A 19,153-nucleotide genomic window follows, 5' to 3' on the forward strand; every position below is an offset into this window, starting at 1 on the left:
TATCTCTAGAGGCGGCTGGACAAGTCGTCCAGGGCCGCGTGCAACTCAGTGAACTGGAAAATGAACCCAGCGGCCAACAGCCGCTGCGGCAACGCCCGCTGGCCGCCCAGCAACAAACCGGACAACTCGCCCAGGCCGATGCGCAAGGCAAACGCCGGCATGGGCATGAACGCCGGGCGGTGCAGCACCTTGCCCAGGGTCTTGGCGAACTCCAGGTTGCGTACCGGGTGTGGCGCGCAGGCATTATAAGGACCGCTGGCATCGGTCTTGTGCAGAAGAAAATCAATCAGGGCGATTTGATCCTTTATATGGACCCATGGCATCCACTGCCGACCGTTGCCGATAGGCCCGCCCAGCGCCAGTTTGAATGGCAGCAACAGCCGCGACAAAAAGCCGCCCTCGGCCGCCAGCACCAGCCCTGTACGTACCAGCACGACGCGGATACCCAATGCTTCGGCGCGCTGGGCGGTTTCTTCCCAGGCAATAGAGAGCTGGCTGCCGAAATCGTCTTGTACCGGGCCGCTGTCTTCGGTCAGCTCACGCTCGCCGCCGTCGCCGTACCAGCCGACCGCAGAACCGGAAATCAACACCGCCGGTTTTTGCTCAAGGCCCTCAAGCCACGCCAGCAAGGTTTCGGTCAGGCCGATGCGGCTGCTCCATAGCAGCGCCTTGCGTTTATGCGTCCAGGGCCGGTCGGCAATCGGTGCGCCGGCCAGGTTGATCACCGCGTCCACCGGCTCGTTTATGTCTTGCAGGCGAGCAATGCCGCGCACTTGGGCACCACACAATTTGGCCACTTGTTCGGGATGGCGGCTCCAGACCGTGAGGCGATGGCCCTGGGCAAGCCAGTGTTGGCAAAGTTGGCGGCCGATCAAACCCGTACCGCCGGTCAGCAAAATGTGCATGAGTCGTTCCTCGTGTAACGTTCGCCGACCACCGTTAGTCTATTTTATAAACAGGGATGTTTTAATCGGGCGCAACGGTGGTTAAACCCTCAGGGTTAACCATAGGTCACGCCAAACGATCAGGTACGCCAAAACTTATACCAAAAAACTATATTGTACAGCTATTGGTGTCGGCGTAGTCTGTACCCAACGGTAAAACGAGGCCTCCCATGACTGTTCCCATCGCGATCATTGGCACCGGCATCGCCGGTCTCTCCGCCGCCCGAGCGTTAAAAGACGCGGGGCACGTTGTACAACTCTTCGATAAAAGCCGCGGCAGTGGCGGTCGGATGTCCAGCAAGCGCAGCGATGCGGGGGCACTGGACATGGGCGCGCAGTACTTCACCGCCCGCGACCGACGCTTCGTCAACGAGGTACAACGCTGGCAAGCCCAGGGGTGCGCCGAGCAATGGAAACCGCAGCTGTACAACTTCAAGTCCGGGCAACTCACGCCCTCTCCCGATGAACAGATCCGCTGGGTCGGCACGCCGCGCATGAGTGCGATCACCCGCGCCCTGCTGGATGACTTGCCGGTGCAGTTCGGTTGCCGCATCACCGAAGTGTTCCAGGGCAAACACCACTGGAACCTGCTGGACGCCGACGGCGAAAACCACGGCCCGTTCAGCCACGTGATCATTGCCACCCCGGCGCCCCAAGCCACCGCCCTGCTGGCCGCCGCGCCCAAACTGGCGAGTGCCGCCGCCGGCGTGAAGATGGACCCGACCTGGGCCATCGCCCTGGCCTTCGACAAACCGTTGGATACCCCCATGGAAGGCTGCTTCGTGCAAGACAGCCCTCTGGACTGGCTGGCCCGCAACCGCAGCAAACCTGGGCGCGACACCACCCTCGACACTTGGGTACTGCACGCCACCAGCACCTGGAGCAAGCAACACCTGGACCTGTCCAAGGAAGCGGTGATCGAACACCTGCACGGTGCCTTCGCCGAACTTTTGCACAGCGCCATGCCGGCGCCATCCTTCACCCTCGCCCACCGCTGGCTGTATGCACGGCCGTCCACCAGCCATGAATTTGGCGTGCTGGCCGACGCCGACCTGGGCTTGTACGTGTGTGGCGACTGGTGCCTGTCGGGCCGTGTGGAAGGTGCCTGGCTCAGCGGCCAGGAAGCGGCGCGGCGGTTGATCGAGCATCTGCAATGAACCGCATCAATCCCGCCAAGTTGCTGCTGTCGAAGTGGACAGCAGCCCGCCCGCAGCACAAGGAAAAACATTTCCTGGTCACCCAGTTGCTGCGCGACGAAGAAGGCGATGTGCAGGAAATCGAACTGGAAGCGGTGATGAGCCATCGCGTTCAGCGCCTGCCCTGGCAAACCCTGCAAAACGCTGAAGACTGGAAAATCGGCTGGAAATAGCCATTCCGCAAATACCTGTACAAATTATTTGACTTGTACAGCTTCAAACCTATGATGAGATTAAGTTGTACAGAAATTTATCTCTGTACAGGAATTTCACCGAGGTTTGGCCATGTCCAGCACCCTGCCCACCACCGGAAAACCAAAAATCGCCATCAGCGCCTGCCTGTTGGGCGAGAACGTGCGCTTCAACGGCGGGCACAAACAATCTCAACTGTGCAGCCAGACCCTCGCCGATTATTTCGACTTCGTGCCGCTTTGCCCTGAGGTCGCCATCGGCCTGGGCATTCCCCGTGAGCCGATTCGGCTGGTGGGCGACCCGCTTAACCCCCAGGCCGTCGGCACCGTGCACCGCGAGCTCAACGTAACCCAACCGCTGGACGATTACGCTCGGCAAATGGCCGCCGAACACACCGACCTCTGCGGCTACATCTTCATGCAGAAATCGCCGTCCTGCGGCCTGGAGCGGGTCAAGGTCTATCAAGACAACGGCATGCCCATCGACGGCGGCGGACGCGGTATCTACGCCCAGGCGTTTTGCGCGCGTCACCCCAACCTGCCGGTGGAAGAAGACGGTCGGCTGAACGACCCGGTGCTGCGGGAAAATTTCCTGACCCGGGTGTTCGTCTACGCCACTTGGCAGCAGCTCCTCGCCGAAGGCCTGACCCGTCACCGCCTGCTGGAATTTCACTCGCGCTACAAATACCTGCTGATGGCCCACAGCCCCGTGCATTACAAAAGCCTGGGCAACCTGCTGGGCAGCATGCCCAAGGACGTCGACCTCGACACCTTGGCCGCCGGTTATTTCAGCGAACTGATGACCGCCCTGAGCAAGTGCGCCACCCGTGGCACCCACACCAATGTGCTGCAACACATCAGCGGCTACCTCAAGCAAGCCATCAGCGCCGAAGACAAACAGGAAGTGCAGACCCTCATCGGCCAATACCGCCAGGGCATCGTCCCGCTGGTGGTGCCGCTGACGCTGCTCAAGCACCACTTTCGCCAGCACCCGGACCGCTACATCGCGCAGCAGGCCTACCTGCAACCGCACCCGGAAAACCTCAGCCTGCGTAATGCGATTTAACCTATGACTTTCCCCCTGCAAGCACCTGTCGAAGACATCGCCGAGGCCATCGAACAAGGCTGGCTGCCGATCCGCGAAGTGGCGCGCCAGACCGGCGTCAACGCCGTGACCCTGCGCGCCTGGGAGCGGCGTTATGGCCTGATCGTGCCCCAGCGCACGCCCAAGGGGCACCGGCTGTTCAGTGCCGAGCATGTACAACGCATCCACACCATCCTGACCTGGCTCAACCGCGGGGTGCCGGTCAGCCAGGTCAAGAGCCTGATCGACACCGCACAAACCGCCAGCCAACCGCCGGAGGAAAACGAATGGCATAACCGCCGCCAGCACCTGGTGCAGGCCATCAGCGAACTGGCCGAACGCCGGGTGGATGACGCCTTCAACCAGGCCATGGCCCTGTACCCGCCACGCACCTTGTGCGAGCAACTGTTATTGCCGTTGCTCAGGGAGCTTGAACTGCGCTGGCAGGGCCAATTCGGTGCGCAGATGGAGCGGGTGTTTTTCTATTCCTGGCTGCGCAGCAAATTCGGCGCGCGGATGTATCACAACAACCGCCAGCTCAACGGCGCGCCGTTACTGCTGATCAACCATTCCGACCTGCCGCTGGAGCCGCACCTGTGGCTCACCGCCTGGCTCGCCAGCAGCGCCGATTGCCCGGTGGAAGTCTTCGACTGGCCATTGCCGACGGGCGAACTGGCCCTGGCCGTCGAACGCCTGCAACCCCGGGCAGTACTGCTGTATTCGAGCAAGACGCTCCATACGTCGGCGCTGGAAAAACTATTGAGCGGCTTCAGTTGCCCAAAACTGATAACCGGACCAGCGGTATGCATCCATCAGGCCGAGCTGTCCGTATTAACCCAAGACATTCCTGAATTGCTCCTGGCCGAAGACCCATTGTCGGCCCATCAGGTACTGATCCAGCGTGGACTTATTTAAATGCACTTGATCTGGCTGCGCACCGACCTGCGCCTACATGACAACACCGCCCTCGCCGCCGCCGCACAGCGTGGTCCGACAGCGGCTGTCTACCTGATCAGTCCCGAGCAATGGCTGGCCCACGATGACGCGCCGTGCAAAGTCGACTTCTGGCTGCGCAACCTCAAGAGCCTGAGCGTCGCGCTGGGGGAGTTGAACATTCCTCTATTGATCCGCCATGCCTCGACCTGGGACCAGGCACCACAAGTCCTGGCAGACCTGTGCCAGGAACTGTCGGTCGAGTCGGTGCACGTCAATGACGAATACGGCATCCACGAAGCGCGCCGCGACGCCGCCGTGGCCGAGACCCTCGAAGCCCGAGGCGTTACGTTTCACAATTACCTGGACCAGTTGTTTTTCCAGCCCGGCAGCGTCCTGACCAAGACCGGCACCTACTTCCAGGTATTCAGCCAGTTTCGCAAGGTCTGCTACAACCTTCTGCACGGCGCCTTGCCGCGCCTGGTAGCGACACCCAAGGCACAGGCGGCACTCAAGCTCAAAAGCGACCCGGTCCCGGATCACGTCGAGGGCTTTGCTACCCCGAGCGAGGCCCTCCGTGCCCTGTGGCCTGCCGGCGAAGCCGAAGCCCGGCGCCGTCTCGATCAATTCGCCGACGCGCAAATCAGCTATTACAAGGACGAACGCGATTTCCCGGCCAAGCCCGGCACCAGCCAGCTTTCGGCCTACCTCGCAGCGGGCGTGGTCTCACCGCGCCAGTGCCTGCATGCCGCGCTGCAAAGCAACCAGGGTGAATTCGAAAGCGGCGACATCGGCGCGATTACCTGGATCAACGAGCTGCTGTGGCGCGAGTTCTACAAACATATCCTGGTGGGTTACCCACGGGTCTCACGCCACCGCGCGTTCCGCCCGGAGACTGAAGCCGTGGCCTGGCGCAACAGTCCGGAAGACTTGAAGTCGTGGCAGGAAGCCCGCACCGGCCTGCCGATCATCGACGCGGCCATGCGCCAATTGCTGGAAACCGGCTGGATGCACAACCGCCTGCGCATGGTGGTGGCGATGTTCCTGACTAAAAACCTGCTGATCGACTGGCGCGAAGGCGAGCGTTTTTTCATGCGTCACCTGATCGACGGCGACCTCGCGGCGAACAACGGTGGTTGGCAGTGGAGTTCGTCCACCGGCACCGACTCGGCGCCGTACTTCCGGATTTTCAGCCCCTTGAGCCAGTCGGAAAAATTCGACGGTGAAGGCGTGTTCATCAAGCATTGGCTGCCACAACTGGCAGCGCTTAACAAAAAGGAAGTGCACAACCCCGATGCCGTGGGCGGCTTGTTTGGCGTGGCGGACTACCCTCGTCCTATCGTCGATCTGAAAAAGTCGCGCGAGCGCGCGCTCGCCGCCTTCCGCAGCCTGCCTTCACGCCAGGCGGTCGGGGGTGGTTATGAGTGATTTCCTGCGCCGCTTCGCTCAGACCTTTGCCAGTGTGGACAAACACAATCTGCACCTGCTCGACAGCCTGTACAGCCAGGACATCAACTTCACCGACCCGCTGCACGAAGTGCACGGGCTGCCGGCGCTGCACCGTTATTTCGCCGAGCTGTACGACAACGTTACCCAGCTGCGTTTTGACTTCCATGGCTTCGATCAAGTGACCGAAGGCGAAGGCTACCTGCGCTGGAAAATGAGCTTCTGCCACCCACGCCTGGGCGGGGGGAAAGTGATTCGTGTCGAAGGCTGCTCGCATCTGCTGTGGCGCGACAAGGTGTACCACCATCGGGATTATTTCGACGCGGGTGCGCTGCTGTATGAACACGTGCCGGTCCTCGGCGGTGTGGTCAGTTGGCTGAAAAGGAGAATGGGATGAACCTTATGCCGCCCCGTCGTTATTGGCTGACCGGTGCCAGCAGTGGCATCGGTGCCGAACTGGCCAAGGCGCTGCTCGAAAGCGGTGCCCATGTGGCTGTCAGTTCCCGCTCCAAAGAGCCGCTGGAACAGCTCGCCCAACAATACCCCGGGCAAGTGCTGGTGGTAGCGGGCGACCTGACCAACAGCCAGACCGTGCGCGAAATCGGCGAGCATATCGGCGTGGCCTGGGGCTCGCTGGACACCGTGATCCTGAATGCCGGCACCTGCGAATACGTGGACGCCAGGCAGTTCGATTCCTCGATCATCGAGCACGTAGTGCGCACCAACCTGCTGGCCAGCAGTTACTGCATCGAAGCCGCCCTGCCGCTGTTGCGGGCCGGCCACACACCGCACCTGGTCGGCGTCGCCAGCGCCGTGACCTACCTGCCAATGCCCAGGGCTGAAGCTTATGGTGCCTCCAAGGCGGGACTGCGTTATCTGTTCGAATCCCTGCGCATCGACCTGTCGCCCGAGGGCATTGACGTCACCGTGGTCAGCCCGGGCTTCGTCGATACACCGCTGACCGCCCGCAATGACTTCCCGATGCCCTTGAGCTGGCCGGCGGACAAAGCCGCGCGACATATCTTCGCCAAGCTGCAAAACCGGCCCTTGGAAATTGCTTTTCCGGCCCTGTTTATTGCCGCGCTGTGGCCGCTGTCGAAACTGCCGAACCGCGCCAAGCTGATCATTGGCAAACGCATGTTGCGCAGTCCGCCGCCGCGCAAGGACAACCTGTGAAGATCGCCATTATCGGCAGCGGCATTGCCGGACTGACCAGTGCCTACCTGCTCAGCCGCCGCCACGACATCACCCTGTTCGAAGCGGGCGACCGCATCGGCGGGCACACCCACACGGTGAGTGTCACGGTGGATGGCAAAAGCTACGCAGTGGACACCGGCTTCATCGTGTTCAACAACTGGACCTACCCTAACTTCATCAAGTTGCTGGGGCAGATCGGTGTGACGTTCAAACCCACCGAAATGAGTTTTTCGGTGTGCGACCCGAACGCCGGGTTTGAGTACAACGGCAACAACCTCAACAGCCTGTTCGCCCAGCGCCGCAATATGCTGTCGCCGGGGTTCTGGGGCATGTTGCGCGACATCCTGCGCTTCAACCGCCAGGCACCGCTGGACTTGCAAGAGCAACGCATCAGCGCCGAGATGACCCTGGGCGAGTACCTGCAAACGGGCGGCTACGGCCAGCGATTTATCCAGCACTACATCGTGCCGATGGGCGCGGCGATCTGGTCGATGTCCCTGGCTGACATGCTCGGGTTTCCCCTGCAATTCTTCGTGCGGTTCTTCAAGAACCACGGCTTGCTATCGGTGAGTAACCGCCCACAGTGGTGCGTGATCGAAGGCGGCTCCAGCCGTTATATCGAACCGCTGACCCAGTCCTTCCGTGAAAAAATTCGCCTCAATTGCTCCGTCACCCGGGTAGAGCGCACACCGATCGGCGTGGTTATCCACAGCGCGGCAGGCAGCGAGGCATTCGACAAAGTCGTGTTCGCCTGCCACAGCGACCAGGCCCTGGGGTTGCTGGGGGATGCGAGCCTGGCCGAGCAACAGATCCTCGGCGCCTTGCCCTACGCCGACAACGACGTAGTCCTGCACACCGACACCCGCTTGCTGCCCGACCGTAAATTGGCTTGGGCCAGCTGGAATTACCGCCTGGACAGCAGCACGCAAAAACAGGCTGCCGTGACCTACGACATGAACATCCTGCAGGGCATCGACAGCACCACCACCTTTTGCGTCAGCCTCAACCAGACGGCGATGATTAACCCGCTCAAAGTCCTCTCCCGCTACACCTATGCCCACCCGCAATACAGCCTGGCCGCCGTGGCCGCTCAAGCGCGCTGGGAAGAATTGCACGGCACGCAGCACACCTATTATTGCGGCGCGTATTGGGCCAACGGTTTCCACGAAGACGGCGTGGTCAGCGCGTTGCGGGTGGCCAAGGCATTTGGGGAAACCCTGTGAACAGCGCCCTGTACAGCGGCTGGATCGCCCATCGGCGTTTTACGCCCAAGGGCCACGCCTTCCGCTATCGGATCGGCCTGCTGTACCTGGACCTCAGCGAACAGCACGAAGTCTTCGGCTTGTCGCCATTGGCCGGCGACCGCTGGGCGCCGTTCGCGTTTCGCCAGCAGGATTACCTGCGTGAATTTACCCGTCACGGCATGAGCTTGACCGATGCCGTACGTCAAGAAGTCGGCAAGGCCCTGGGGCGCATCCCACTGGGCGCAATCTGCCTTCTGACCCAGGCTCGCAGTTGGGGCCTGGCTTTTAATCCGGTGAGTTTCTTCTACTGCTTCGAGGCCGATGGCACCTTGGCCGCGATTCTGTGCGAAGTGACCAACACCCCGTGGCGCGAACGCTATCACTACGTGCTGCCGGCCATGGCGCTGCCTGCCGGTGAGCATCAGCACTTCGCCGTGGCCAAGGCCTTTCATGTCTCGCCATTTTTGCCCCGGGACCTGGAATACCGCATGAGCTTCAGCCCGCCCGCCGCGAAACTCGGCGTACACATGGCCGACTGGCAGGGCGAGCTGAAAGTTTTCGACGCCACCTTGAGCCTGCAACGCGAGGCGCTGAACCGCGCCAGCCTGCACCGTTACTTGTGGCGCTTTCCGTGGATGACCGCCAAGACCTGCCTGGCCATTTATTGGCAGGCCCTGCGCCTCCTGCTTAAACGCACGCCGATTTTTTCCCATCACGCCGCCGAAGGCGCTTCTCGCACCGCAGTCGGGTACACCAAGGATCGCCGCCATGAAATCCCCTAGCTTATCGGTCAAATCCAATCGCTTGAACGTCAACGGCATGACCGCCGCACTGCTGCGCAAAGCGGTGCTGCGCCAGCTCGGCCAACTGCGCCACGGCCAGTTGGTGGTGATTGAGGACGGTGAGCGACAAGTCTTCGGCGCACGGGAAGCGCACCTGCTGGGGGAAATCCAGATCCTCGATTCGGCCGTGTGGGGGCTGGTGGCAGCCAACGGTTCCATCGGCGCAGGCGAGGCATTTATTCATGGCTACTGGAGCAGCCCCGACCTGACGGCCGTGGTGCGGGTGATGGTCAGCAACCTCGACGTGCTGGATGCACTGGAAGGTGGCCTGGCCAAACTCGCGCGGCCCTTCACCCAAGGCCTGCACTGGCTCAACCGCAACACGCGTAAGGGCTCGCAGAAGAACATCGCCGCCCACTACGACCTGGGCAATGACCTGTTCGAAGAATTCCTCGACCCGACCATGATGTATTCGGCCGCACAGTTCCTCACCGCCGACGACACCCTGGAACAGGCACAGTTGAACAAGCTGGAGCGCATCTGCCAGAAGCTCGCGCTGAAACCGTCCGACCACCTGCTGGAAATCGGCACCGGCTGGGGCAGCATGGCGATTTATGCCGCACAGCAGTACGGCTGCAAGGTCACCACGACGACCTTGTCCAAAGAGCAGTTTGCCTACACTGAAAAACGCATCGAGGCCCTGGGTTTGCAGAATCAGGTGACGTTGCTGCTGGAGGACTACCGCGACCTGAGCGGGCAGTACGACAAACTGGTGTCCATCGAGATGATCGAAGCCGTGGGCCATCGCTTCCTGCCGACCTACTTCAAACAATGCGCTCAGTTGCTCAAGAGCAACGGCCTGATGTTGCTGCAAGCCATCACCATTCGCGAGCAGCGCTACGAACAGGCCAAGAGCAGCGTGGATTTCATCCAGCGCTACATTTTCCCCGGCGGCGCCCTGCCCTGCGTGCAGAAAATGCTCGAGATCGTCAGCCGCGACACCGACATGAACCTGCTGCACATGGAGGATTTCGGCCTGCATTACGCACGAACCCTGCGCCTGTGGCATGAGAACTTTCGCCGCGCCCACAGCCGCCTGACGGAAATGGGCTACGACGAATATTTCCTGCGTCTGTGGGAGTTTTACCTGTGCTACTGCGAGGGCGGCTTTATGGAGCGCACCATCGGCACCGCACAAATGCTCCTGGCCAAGCCGGCGGCCCTGACCCAGCCCCTGCTCGGGCGCTTTGATGCTTAAACCGCTGGCAAATGCCGTGCTGTTCCAGTGCGGTTGGTTTGCCTGTGTGTTGGGCGGCGACAGTCTGTGGCTGTTGGTGGGGTTGGCGGTGCTGGTAATCCACCTGCTGTGGATAAGTTCGTGGTCAGCGGAAGGCCAGGTGATTCTTGCCGTCACCTTGTTGGGCACCGTGATCGACACCGTGCTACGTGCATTCGGCGTGTTTCATTTCAGCCTGCCCGGGCCGTTGGCGCCATTGTGGCTGATCCTGTTGTGGGCATTGCTGGCGACCACGCTGCGCCATTGCATGGCCTGGAGCGCGCAGCCCTGGTGGCGTGCGAGTTTATTGGGGGCGGTGGGCGGGCCGTTGTCCTATTACGCGGGCAGCCAACTGGCCGGGGTGAGTTTCGGCTATGGCACCGTGCCGACAGTCATCGGCCTGGCGTTACTCTGGGGGATGATTTTTCCATTGTTGCATTGGGTCGCCAGGCAGTTGGCACATTGACGTCCGTCAGGCCTTTCACACACCTATGAGCCGCTTGCCTTACACTGCGCGCCTATGACCAACATCCCCCACACGCAAATCGCCGAACCCGCCGTCACCTGCTCCACCTGCGCCGCGTGCTGCTGCCAGTTGGAAGTCATGCTGATCACCGACACCGGCGTGCCTGACCGCTTTATCGATACCGACGATTGGGGCGGCGAAGTCATGCTGCGCCTGGATGATGGCTGGTGCGCGGCGCTGGATCGCGACACGATGATGTGCACGATTTATGAGAAGCGACCGCTGATCTGCCGGGAGTTCGAGATGGGCGCACCGGAGTGCATCGATGAGCGCCAGGGGCTTGCGACGGTGTATCGCTGATTTTGAAAAACCAACGATGAGCAAATGTGGGAGCGGGCTTGCTCGCGAAAGCGGTGTGTCAGTCAACTGATTCGTGGCTGATACGCCGCTTTCGCGAGCAAGCCCGCTCCCACAATGGTTTTGCGGTGTTCTGAAGAATTACAGTGGCATCGTGTAGTGCAACGAATAGCTCTCGACACCATCGTTATTGCTGCTGATCCCGGCATTCGAGTAATGAGTAGCCCGAATACCCACTTCACTCCCACCGACAAAGCGCAGACCAAAGCCCAGTCGGTCTTCAAACTGGAAAGCCTGGCCGATGTTGTTGTCTTCGACCCTTGTGCGGGAGAACACGGCCACACCAACCCCAGCCTCGATGTAGGGTTTCACCCTTTCCCCGGCAAACTCATAAACAAAAACCGGCGAGAACGAAAGGCTGCTGACGCTGGCGCGCTTGTCACCGTCCCAGTAGGTGTAGGCTCCGCTCCAGTACCCGGTCACGCGGCCCGTATCGGTCTGCCACCAGCTTTTATCCCAATCAGATGTCAGCCCCAACCGATAAGTCATGGTCGAATCGCTGGTACTCCCCACTCCAAATTCCAGGCCTGCCGCCTGCGCTGAAAAAGAGTGCCCCACCACAGCGGCCGCAATCGCGGCCAAACAGAACCAGCGCTTCATAAGAAACATCCTTTACGAACGAAGTTGTATGATTTTGTACAGGCTAACTTGCTATAGAAGTCGCCGTTTATGCAGAAGTTCAGTCAGTAATTCGGTTATTTCACGAAATTTTCACAGGCCAAAGCTACGCACAACGCCGGGAAAATTCCATAGGGTAGGTAGGATTTTTCTTAGATGCTCTGGATCGCCGCTGGTCCAGAACTGTGCCGGCACGGGATTGCCAGTGGCCAGCAGTTCGCGATCACTTAACAGGCGTTGCAACTGACGCGCTACGGCCGCGCCCGTGTCGATCAGAATGATCGTCGGCGGGAGCATCTCGGCGAGCAGTGGTTTGAGGAATGGGTAGTGGGTGCAGCCGAGGATGATGGTGTCGCAACCGGCAGCGATCAACGGCTCGACATAACCCTGCAACATCACACGCAAGGCCGGGCTGCTCAAATCGCCGGTCTCGATCAGCTCCACCAGGCCCGGGCACGGCTGGGTGATCACCCGAACATCGGTGGCGAAGCGGTCGAGCAAGGCGGCGAACTTGGCGCTTTGCAGGGTGCCGGTGGTCGCCAGCACCCCGACCACGCCGCTGCGGGTCGCGGCGGCGGCGGGTTTGACCGCAGGCTCCATACCTACCAGCGGCCAGTCGGGATAGTCCTGGCGCAAGTCGGCGACTGCGGCAACAGTCGCCGTGTTGCAGGCAATCACAAAGGCTTTGGCGCTCTTCTCACGAAAGAACTCCGCCACCCGTCGCGAGCGATCAAGGATGAAGGCCGGGGTTTTCTCGCCGTAGGGGATGTGCCCGCAATCCGCTACGTACAGCAGCGATTCATGGGGCAGCAGACGCTGGATTTCGTCCAGCACCGACAGGCCGCCGACGCCGGAGTCGAACACACCGATCGGCGCGTCCTTAACCATGGTGGCTGCCGCAGACGCTGCAACCGGGGTCACGCTTGACCCGCAGCTCGCGGAAGCGCGTGGTCAGGGCGTCGATCAACAACAGCCGCCCCACCAGCGGCTCGCCGAAACCGGCCAGCAACTTCAAGGCTTCCAGGGCCTGCAGGCTGCCGACCAAGCCCACCAACGGGCCGATCACGCCGGCTTCACTGCAGGTCAGTTCGGTTTCGCTGCCGTGCCCGTATAAACAGTGGTAGCACGGGCTTTCGGCGCGCCGTGGGTCGAACACCGACAGCTGGCCTTCCAGGCGAATCGCCGCACCACTGACCAGAGGCTTGCCGGCGTCAACACAGGCAGCGTTGACCGCTTCGCGGGTGGAGAAGTTGTCGCTGCAGTCGAGCACCACGTCGACCGCCGCCACGGCAGCCGCGAGGGAATCAACATCCAGCGCACTGCGATGGGCGATCAACTGTATTTCAGGATTGATCGCACTCAGGCGGCGAATCGCCGAATCGACCTTGCTCAGGCCGACGCTGTCGGTGTCATGGATGATCTGGCGTTGCAGGTTGGTCAGGTCGACCGTGTCGAAATCCGCCAAATGCAGCGCACCTACACCCGCCGCCGCCAGATACAGCGCTACCGGCGAACCAAGACCACCGAGCCCGACGATCAGCGCGCGGCTGTTTTTCAGGCGCAACTGGCCTTCGATGTCGACATGCTGCAACAGAATCTGTCGGCTATAGCGCAACAGCTCCTGATCATTCATCACGGCCGGCGCCCCAAGGTGATGCGCTCGTGGCCACCGAGGTCGATGCGGCTGTGGACGTCTTCGAAGCCTTCACTCAGCAGCAGGTCGCGCACGGCGGCCGCCTGGTCGTATCCGTGTTCCAGCAACAGCCAGCCAGCAGCGTCGAGGTGCGCGGGCGCCTGGGCGATGATCAGCCGCAGGTCGTCCAGGCCGTCATGCCCGGCCACCAGCGCGCTGGCCGGCTCAAAGCGCACATCACCGGCCACCAGATGCGGATCGGTATCGGCGATATATGGCGGGTTGCTGATGATCAGGTTGTAGGTGCGGCCTTCAAGGGCGCTGAACCAATGGCTGTTCAGCACCGTGGCGTTATTCAGGTGCAGGCGCTGGCGGTTGCGTTCGGCCAGGGCCACGGCTTCCAGCACGCGGTCGACAGCCGTGACTTGCCAGGCCGGGCGTTCGCTGGCCAGGGCCAGGGCAATCGCGCCGCTGCCGGTGCCGAGGTCGAGGACCTTGGCCGGTGTGGCAGGCAGCAATTCGAGAGCGGCTTCCACCAGCATCTCGGTTTCCGGACGCGGGATCAGCGTGTGCGGCGCCACTTCCAGATCGAGCTTCCAGAAGCCTTGCTGGCCGAGGATGTAGGCCACAGGTTCGCCGGTGCGGCGGCGTTGCAGGTAGTCGGCAAAGGTCAGTGCATCTTCGCTGCTGACGATTTTTTCCGGCCAGGTGTGCAGGTAGCTGCGGGACTTGCCCAAGGCAGCCGCCAGCAGCAACTCCACGTCCAGGCGCGCAGTGGGCGAGTCCGGCAGGTCGGCGGCGCGTAACAGGCTGGCGATAATGGTCATTTATTCACCTATCGCCGCGAGCTGGTCGGCCTGGTATTCGGCCAACAACGGCTCGATTACCGCATCAACGCCACCGGCAAGGATTTCGTCCAGGGAGTACAGCGTCAGGTTGACGCGGTGGTCAGTGACCCGGCCCTGGGCAAAGTTGTAGGTACGGATACGCTCGGACCGGTCGCCCGAACCCACCAGCAATTTACGCTCGCTGGCAATCGCGTTGGCGGCAGCGCTGGTCTGCTGGTCATTGAGCTTGGCCGACAGCCAGGACATGGCCCGCGCACGGTTCTTGTGCTGGGAACGTTCTTCCTGGCATTCCACCACGATGCCCGAAGGCAAGTGAGTGATGCGGATCGCCGAGTCGGTCTTGTTCACGTGCTGGCCACCGGCGCCCGATGAGCGGTAGGTGTCGACCCGCAGGTCTGCCGGGTTGATCTCGATGGCTTCCTGCTCGTCCGGCTCGGGCAACACGGCCACGGTGCACGCCGAGGTGTGGATGCGGCCCTGGGATTCCGTTGCCGGAACCCGCTGCACGCGGTGCACGCCCGACTCGAACTTCAGCTTGCCGTAGACATTCTCGCCTTCAACCCGGGCGATGACTTCTTTATAGCCGCCGTGTTCGCCCTCGTTCTCGGACAAAATCTCGACCCGCCAGCCGCGACGTTCGGCATACCGCGAGTACATGCGGAACAGGTCGCCGGAGAAAATCGCCGCCTCGTCACCGCCGGTGCCGGCGCGGATTTCGAGGAACACGTTGCGCCCGTCGTTAGGGTCCTTGGGCAGCAGCATGCGCTGCAGGTCGCCTTCCAGTTCGATCAGCTTGTCCTTGGCTTCTCGCACTTCTTCAACGGCCATTTCGCGCATGTCCGGGTCGCTGTCCTTGAGCAGCGCCTGGGCGCCTTCGAGGTCAGCCTGAACCTTGAGCAACTGTTTATAGGTGCCCACGATCGGCTCAACTTCCGCGTATTCCTTGGAATAGGTGCGGAACTTGGTCTGATCGGAGATGACCTCGCCGTCGCCGAGCAGGGCGGTCAGTTCTTCGAAACGGTCCTGAAGGACGTCCAGTTTATTGAGCAGTGACGCTTTCATTGCGGTTTTTTATCCGAAGAGCTTTCTGTCGCGCCCTCACCGAGGGCAAAGAGTTCCTGGGCCATGGCCAGCGCATCGAGGCGGCCTTCGGCGGTAAGCTTTTTCAACTGAACACTGGGGGCGTGCAGCAATTTGTTGGTCAGGCCGCGCGCCAGTTGCATCAGCACGTCTTCGGCGCTGCTGCCGTTGGCGAGCATACGCTGGGCCTTGATCAATTCCTCGTCCCGCAAGCGTTCGCCTTGCTGACGGTAGGCCTTGAGCACATCCACTGCCGCCAATTCACGCAGGCGCACCATGAAGTCGTCAGCACCGGTGCTGACCATCTCCTCGGCGGCCTGGGCTGCGCCCTGGCGGCTCTTGAGGTTTTCGGCCACCACCTCGTGCAGGTCGTCGACGCTGTAGAGGTAAACGTCGTCCAACTCGCCGACTTCAGGCTCGATATCCCGAGGAACAGCGATATCCACCATGAAAATCGGCTTGTGCTTGCGCAGTTTCAGGGCGCTTTCCACCGCGCCCTTGCCAAGGATCGGCAACTGGCTGGCGGTGGAACTGATGACGATATCGCTGCGCACCAGTTCGGCCGGGATATCCGAGAGCAACACCGCATGGGCACCGAACTGCTCGGCCAGAATGCTGGCGCGCTCCAGGGTACGGTTGGCGACAACGATGCGCTTCACCCCCAGCTCATGCAGATGACGGGCGACCAGGGTGATGGTCTCGCCGGCGCCGATCAGCAGGGCCTGGCTGCGTTGCAAGTCACTGAAAATCTGTTTGGCCAGGCTGACGGCGGCAAACGCCACGGACACCGGGTTTTCACCGATGGCGGTATCGGTGCGCACTTGCTTGGCGGAATTGAAGGTGGCCTGGAACAAACGCCCCAGCAACGGGCCGATGGTGCCGGCCTCGCGGGCCACGGCGTAGGCCGATTTCATCTGGCCGAGGATCTGCGGTTCACCCAACACCAGCGAATCGAGCCCGGAGGCGACGCGCATCATGTGACGAACTGCCGCATCCTCTTCGTGCACATATGAGCTTTGGCGCAGTTCATCAAGGCTCAAATGGTGGTAATCGGCCAGCCAGCGCAGCACCACATCCGCTGAAAGATGCTCCTGCTCTATATAGAGCTCGCTGCGATTGCAGGTCGAAAGGATCGCAGCTTCGCGACTGTCGGTGAGCCGGCAGAGCTGCTGCAAGGCCTCAACCAACTGCTCGGGAGTAAAAGCCACGCGCTCGCGGACGTCTACAGAAGCAGTCTTGTGGTTAATACCGAGTGCAAGGAAGGCCATTCAATATCGCTGATGATGTCGGGAAGCCGACAATTGTCCTACTTCGAATGATTCAGAACAACCACCGTAGGCTATTGTCCTAATGCCTTGTGTCTATAAAGGCATCCACTGAGACTCGGTTATGTTTGGCCGAAGGCTTGTGTCATGATGATCCGACCGCAGGTTAGTCGTCCTCTTCCTATATGAATAGATCTTCCGCGTTGCTCCTTGCTTTTGTCTTTCTCAGCGGCTGCCAGGCCATGGCACCCGTGTCGCCGGACGGTACGCCGCCGGTAGAAGACAGCACCCCCGCCCCTGAAAAGCCCAAGGTTTATTCCTCGTTCAGTGAAGAAACGGTCTTCAGTCTGCTGAGCGCGGAGCTGGCCGGCCAGCGCAATCGTTTCGACATTGCCCTGGATAACTACGTGACCCAGGCCATCAATACTCAGGATCCGGGGATTTCCGAGCGCGCGTTTCGTATCGCCGAGTACCTGGGCGCCGATCAGGCCGCCCTGGACACCTCGCTGATCTGGGCGAAAAACGCCCCGGACGATCTCGAGGCGCAACGGGCAGCCGCCATTCAACTGGCCCGCGCCGGGCGCTATGACGACTCCATGGTCTATATGGAGAAAGTCCTGCAGGGCAAGGGCGACACGCATTTCGACTTCCTCGCGCTGTCGGCCGCCGACACCGATCAGGACACCCGCAACGGCCTGATGAAGAGTTTCGACCGTCTGCTGCAAAAACACCCGAACAACAGTCAGCTGATTTTCGGCAAGGCGCTGTTGCTGCAACAGGATGATGAGTCCGAGGCCGCGCTGAAGTTGCTGGAGCAACACCCGCCGGAAGACGGCGAGATAGCACCGATCCTGCTGCGCGCCCGCCTGCTGCAAAACCTTAACCGCGGCAAGGAAGCGATTCCGCTGCTGGAAAAAAGCATCAAGAAGTACCCGGGCGACAAACGCCTGCTGCTGACCTATGCGCGCATGCTGGTTGAACAGGACCGCATGGAAGATGCCAAGGTGCAGTTCGCCAACCTCGTCCAGCAATACCCGGACGATGACGAATTGCGTTACTCCCTGGCGCTGGTGTGCCTGGAAGCCAAGGCATGGGATGAGGCCAAGGGCTACCTGGAAGACTTGATCGCCCGCGAAAGCCACGTTGATTCGGCGCACCTGAACCTGGGTCGCATCGCTGAAGAACGCAACGACCCGCAAGCTGCGCTGCTTGAATACGCCCAAGTTGGTCCTGGCAATGATTACCTGCCGGCACAACTGCGCCAGGCCGATATCCTGATGAGCAACGGCCGCACCGACGAGGCCGAAAAACGCCTGGCTGCCGCACGGGATGCCGAGCCGGACTACGCGATCCAGCTGTACCTGATCCAGGCCGAGACCTTGTCGGCCAACAAGCAAGGCGATCGCGCCTGGAAAATCCTCCAGCAAGCCTTGCTGCAATACCCGGACGACCTGAACCTGCTGTACACCCGCGCCATGCAGGCGGAAAAACGCAATGACCTGGCGCAGATGGAAAAAGACCTGCGCCTGATCATCAAGCGCGATCCGGACAACGCCATGGCACTGAACGCCCTGGGTTACACCTTGTCCGACCGTACAACGCGTTACGCCGAAGCCAAGGAGCTGATTGAAAAGGCTCACCAGCTGAACCCGGAAGACCCGGCCGTACTCGACAGCCTCGGCTGGGTGAATTACCGCCTGGGTAACCTGGACGAAGCCGAACGCTTGCTGCGCCAGGCGCTGGAGCGCTTCCCCGACCAGGAAGTGGCCGCACACCTGGGCGAAGTGCTCTGGGCCAACGGCAAGCAGCGTGAAGCGCGACAAATCTGGGAGAAGTTCCTCAAGGAACAACCCGAAAGCCCAATCCTGCGCAGTACCATCAAGCGCCTGACCGGATCCGAGACCCTTTAATTTTATGTTTTTGCGCCACGTCATCGTATTCAGCTTTATCGCCCTGCTCGCCGGCTGTTCCGGCCTCGGCACCCGTGAATCTGTCGAAGGCCCGGGCAACCCGGCGCAATGGCAGCAGCACAAGGATCAACTGAGCAGCCTTGACGGCTGGCAGATCGAGGGCAAGGTCGGCATTCGCGCTCCGAAAGATTCAGGCAGCGGCACCTTGTTCTGGCTGCAACGCCAGGACTATTACGACATTCGCCTGTCCGGCCCGCTGGGTCGCGGCGCGGCACGCCTGACCGGCCGACCGGGGCAAGTCAGCCTGGAAGTGGCCAATCAGGGCCGCTTTGAGGCGCCGACGCCGGAAGCCCTGCTGGAAGAACAGATGGGCTGGAAACTCCCCGTATCGCACCTGGTGTGGTGGGTACGCGGTCTTCCGGCGCCAGACAGCAAGAGCCGCCTGAGCCTCAATGGCGACAGCCGCCTGGCTTCGCTGGAACAGGATGGCTGGCAGGTCGAGTACCTGAGCTATGTGCAACAGAATGGTTACTGGCTGCCCGAGCGCATCAAGCTGCATGGCACCGACCTTGACGTCACGCTGGTGATCAAGGACTGGCAACCTCGCAAACTGGGGCAGTGAC

Annotated in this window: 21 protein-coding genes; 14 read left to right on the forward strand and 7 right to left on the reverse strand. The window is 61.2% G+C overall.

Annotation, left to right across the window (positions count from 1 at the left end):
- Positions 1–5 precede the first annotated feature (5 nt).
- The gene (locus BLU46_RS11495; RefSeq protein ID WP_093201712.1) at positions 6–905 is read right to left on the reverse strand and encodes a TIGR01777 family oxidoreductase; all 900 of its coding nucleotides are present in this window, start codon (positions 903–905) and stop codon (positions 6–8) included.
- A gap of 209 nt (positions 906–1,114) precedes the next feature.
- On the opposite strand from BLU46_RS11495, the gene BLU46_RS11500 reads away from it, so the two are divergent.
- The 12 genes from BLU46_RS11500 (at position 1,115) to BLU46_RS11555 (ending at position 11,119) form a co-directional block, all read left to right on the forward strand.
- Entirely contained in the window at positions 1,115–2,101 is a 987-nt protein-coding gene (locus tag BLU46_RS11500) for an NAD(P)/FAD-dependent oxidoreductase (protein ID WP_093201716.1), read from the forward strand.
- On the forward strand, positions 2,098–2,313 hold the full coding sequence (locus BLU46_RS11505) for a TIGR02450 family Trp-rich protein (RefSeq protein ID WP_063033115.1): 216 nt from the start codon (positions 2,098–2,100) through the stop codon (positions 2,311–2,313). The genes BLU46_RS11500 and BLU46_RS11505 overlap by 4 nt, the downstream gene beginning before the upstream one ends.
- A gap of 124 nt (positions 2,314–2,437) precedes the next feature.
- The gene (locus BLU46_RS11510; protein WP_093210148.1) at positions 2,438–3,397 is read left to right on the forward strand and encodes a YbgA family protein; all 960 of its coding nucleotides are present in this window, start codon (positions 2,438–2,440) and stop codon (positions 3,395–3,397) included.
- Between the two features lie 3 nt (positions 3,398–3,400).
- Positions 3,401–4,330 carry a MerR family transcriptional regulator gene (locus BLU46_RS11515; protein ID WP_093201720.1) on the forward strand — a complete coding sequence of 310 codons (930 nt, stop codon included), beginning with the start codon at positions 3,401–3,403 and terminating at the stop codon, positions 4,328–4,330.
- Positions 4,331–5,776, forward strand: coding sequence for a deoxyribodipyrimidine photo-lyase (gene phrB, locus BLU46_RS11520; protein WP_093201724.1), 1,446 nt, complete (start codon positions 4,331–4,333; stop codon positions 5,774–5,776).
- Entirely contained in the window at positions 5,769–6,191 is a 423-nt protein-coding gene (locus tag BLU46_RS11525) for a nuclear transport factor 2 family protein (RefSeq protein ID WP_063033118.1), read from the forward strand. Before phrB ends, BLU46_RS11525 begins: the two co-directional genes overlap by 8 nt.
- Positions 6,188–6,970, forward strand: coding sequence for an SDR family NAD(P)-dependent oxidoreductase (locus tag BLU46_RS11530; RefSeq protein ID WP_093201729.1), 783 nt, complete (start codon positions 6,188–6,190; stop codon positions 6,968–6,970). Before BLU46_RS11525 ends, BLU46_RS11530 begins: the two co-directional genes overlap by 4 nt.
- Positions 6,967–8,214, forward strand: coding sequence for an NAD(P)/FAD-dependent oxidoreductase (locus BLU46_RS11535; RefSeq protein ID WP_093201733.1), 1,248 nt, complete (start codon positions 6,967–6,969; stop codon positions 8,212–8,214). The genes BLU46_RS11530 and BLU46_RS11535 overlap by 4 nt, the downstream gene beginning before the upstream one ends.
- Positions 8,211–9,017 carry a DUF1365 domain-containing protein gene (locus tag BLU46_RS11540; protein ID WP_093201738.1) on the forward strand — a complete coding sequence of 269 codons (807 nt, stop codon included), beginning with the start codon at positions 8,211–8,213 and terminating at the stop codon, positions 9,015–9,017. The genes BLU46_RS11535 and BLU46_RS11540 overlap by 4 nt, the downstream gene beginning before the upstream one ends.
- Complete coding sequence (locus BLU46_RS11545) at positions 9,004–10,275, forward strand: SAM-dependent methyltransferase (protein WP_093201743.1); 1,272 nt, start codon at positions 9,004–9,006, stop codon at positions 10,273–10,275. The genes BLU46_RS11540 and BLU46_RS11545 overlap by 14 nt, the downstream gene beginning before the upstream one ends.
- Entirely contained in the window at positions 10,268–10,759 is a 492-nt protein-coding gene (locus tag BLU46_RS11550; protein ID WP_093201747.1) for a DUF2878 domain-containing protein, read from the forward strand. Before BLU46_RS11545 ends, BLU46_RS11550 begins: the two co-directional genes overlap by 8 nt.
- Before the next feature lie 54 nt (positions 10,760–10,813).
- The gene (locus BLU46_RS11555; RefSeq protein WP_063033124.1) at positions 10,814–11,119 is read left to right on the forward strand and encodes a YkgJ family cysteine cluster protein; all 306 of its coding nucleotides are present in this window, start codon (positions 10,814–10,816) and stop codon (positions 11,117–11,119) included.
- 138 nt (positions 11,120–11,257) lie between these two features.
- Here BLU46_RS11555 and BLU46_RS11560 read toward each other — a convergent pair whose 3' ends face one another.
- The 6 genes from BLU46_RS11560 to hemA all read right to left on the reverse strand — a co-directional run bounded on the left by BLU46_RS11560 (position 11,258) and on the right by hemA (position 16,623).
- Complete coding sequence (locus BLU46_RS11560; RefSeq protein ID WP_063033125.1) at positions 11,258–11,776, reverse strand: acyloxyacyl hydrolase; 519 nt, start codon at positions 11,774–11,776, stop codon at positions 11,258–11,260.
- A 111-nt stretch (positions 11,777–11,887) separates the two neighbouring features.
- Positions 11,888–12,682, reverse strand: a complete 795-nt coding sequence (murI, locus tag BLU46_RS11565) for a glutamate racemase (protein WP_093201752.1) — start codon at positions 12,680–12,682, stop codon at positions 11,888–11,890.
- Positions 12,675–13,430, reverse strand: a complete 756-nt coding sequence (locus BLU46_RS11570) for a molybdopterin-synthase adenylyltransferase MoeB (protein ID WP_093201756.1) — start codon at positions 13,428–13,430, stop codon at positions 12,675–12,677. The genes murI and BLU46_RS11570 overlap by 8 nt, the downstream gene beginning before the upstream one ends.
- Complete coding sequence (prmC, locus tag BLU46_RS11575; protein ID WP_093201760.1) at positions 13,427–14,254, reverse strand: peptide chain release factor N(5)-glutamine methyltransferase; 828 nt, start codon at positions 14,252–14,254, stop codon at positions 13,427–13,429. Before prmC ends, BLU46_RS11570 begins: the two co-directional genes overlap by 4 nt.
- A complete protein-coding gene (gene prfA, locus BLU46_RS11580; RefSeq protein WP_003208405.1) occupies positions 14,255–15,337 on the reverse strand; it encodes a peptide chain release factor 1 in 1,083 nt (360 codons plus the stop codon).
- Positions 15,334–16,623, reverse strand: a complete 1,290-nt coding sequence (gene hemA / locus BLU46_RS11585; protein ID WP_008432265.1) for a glutamyl-tRNA reductase — start codon at positions 16,621–16,623, stop codon at positions 15,334–15,336. The genes prfA and hemA overlap by 4 nt, the downstream gene beginning before the upstream one ends.
- A gap of 182 nt (positions 16,624–16,805) precedes the next feature.
- Between hemA and BLU46_RS11590 the strand changes: the two genes are divergently transcribed.
- Both BLU46_RS11590 and lolB read left to right on the forward strand, forming a co-directional pair.
- Positions 16,806–18,530 carry a tetratricopeptide repeat protein gene (locus BLU46_RS11590; RefSeq protein WP_063033129.1) on the forward strand — a complete coding sequence of 575 codons (1,725 nt, stop codon included), beginning with the start codon at positions 16,806–16,808 and terminating at the stop codon, positions 18,528–18,530.
- A gap of 4 nt (positions 18,531–18,534) precedes the next feature.
- Positions 18,535–19,152, forward strand: coding sequence for a lipoprotein insertase outer membrane protein LolB (gene lolB / locus BLU46_RS11595; protein ID WP_063033130.1), 618 nt, complete (start codon positions 18,535–18,537; stop codon positions 19,150–19,152).
- Position 19,153: the final 1 nt, after the last annotated feature.

The organism is Pseudomonas yamanorum, from assembly GCF_900105735.1.
Lineage (GTDB): Bacteria > Pseudomonadota > Gammaproteobacteria > Pseudomonadales > Pseudomonadaceae > Aquipseudomonas > Aquipseudomonas yamanorum.

What these genes read in the sequence shown, in the direction of transcription:
- BLU46_RS11590 (WP_063033129.1), top strand. Translation starts at nt 16,806, where the DNA reads ATGAATAGATCTTCCGCGTTGCTCCTTGCTTTTGTCTTTCTCAGCGGC.
- prfA (WP_003208405.1), bottom strand. Translation starts at nt 15,337, where the DNA reads ATGAAAGCGTCACTGCTCAATAAACTGGACGTCCTTCAGGACCGTTTC.
- BLU46_RS11530 (WP_093201729.1), top strand. Translation starts at nt 6,188, where the DNA reads ATGAACCTTATGCCGCCCCGTCGTTATTGGCTGACCGGTGCCAGCAGT.
- murI (WP_093201752.1), bottom strand. Translation starts at nt 12,682, where the DNA reads ATGGTTAAGGACGCGCCGATCGGTGTGTTCGACTCCGGCGTCGGCGGC.
- BLU46_RS11505 (WP_063033115.1), top strand. Translation starts at nt 2,098, where the DNA reads ATGAACCGCATCAATCCCGCCAAGTTGCTGCTGTCGAAGTGGACAGCA.
- BLU46_RS11545 (WP_093201743.1), top strand. Translation starts at nt 9,004, where the DNA reads ATGAAATCCCCTAGCTTATCGGTCAAATCCAATCGCTTGAACGTCAAC.
- lolB (WP_063033130.1), top strand. Translation starts at nt 18,535, where the DNA reads ATGTTTTTGCGCCACGTCATCGTATTCAGCTTTATCGCCCTGCTCGCC.
- BLU46_RS11495 (WP_093201712.1), bottom strand. Translation starts at nt 905, where the DNA reads ATGCACATTTTGCTGACCGGCGGTACGGGTTTGATCGGCCGCCAACTT.
- BLU46_RS11550 (WP_093201747.1), top strand. Translation starts at nt 10,268, where the DNA reads ATGCTTAAACCGCTGGCAAATGCCGTGCTGTTCCAGTGCGGTTGGTTT.
- BLU46_RS11500 (WP_093201716.1), top strand. Translation starts at nt 1,115, where the DNA reads ATGACTGTTCCCATCGCGATCATTGGCACCGGCATCGCCGGTCTCTCC.
- BLU46_RS11525 (WP_063033118.1), top strand. Translation starts at nt 5,769, where the DNA reads ATGAGTGATTTCCTGCGCCGCTTCGCTCAGACCTTTGCCAGTGTGGAC.
- hemA (WP_008432265.1), bottom strand. Translation starts at nt 16,623, where the DNA reads ATGGCCTTCCTTGCACTCGGTATTAACCACAAGACTGCTTCTGTAGAC.
- BLU46_RS11560 (WP_063033125.1), bottom strand. Translation starts at nt 11,776, where the DNA reads ATGAAGCGCTGGTTCTGTTTGGCCGCGATTGCGGCCGCTGTGGTGGGG.
- BLU46_RS11515 (WP_093201720.1), top strand. Translation starts at nt 3,401, where the DNA reads ATGACTTTCCCCCTGCAAGCACCTGTCGAAGACATCGCCGAGGCCATC.
- BLU46_RS11555 (WP_063033124.1), top strand. Translation starts at nt 10,814, where the DNA reads ATGACCAACATCCCCCACACGCAAATCGCCGAACCCGCCGTCACCTGC.
- phrB (WP_093201724.1), top strand. Translation starts at nt 4,331, where the DNA reads ATGCACTTGATCTGGCTGCGCACCGACCTGCGCCTACATGACAACACC.
- prmC (WP_093201760.1), bottom strand. Translation starts at nt 14,254, where the DNA reads ATGACCATTATCGCCAGCCTGTTACGCGCCGCCGACCTGCCGGACTCG.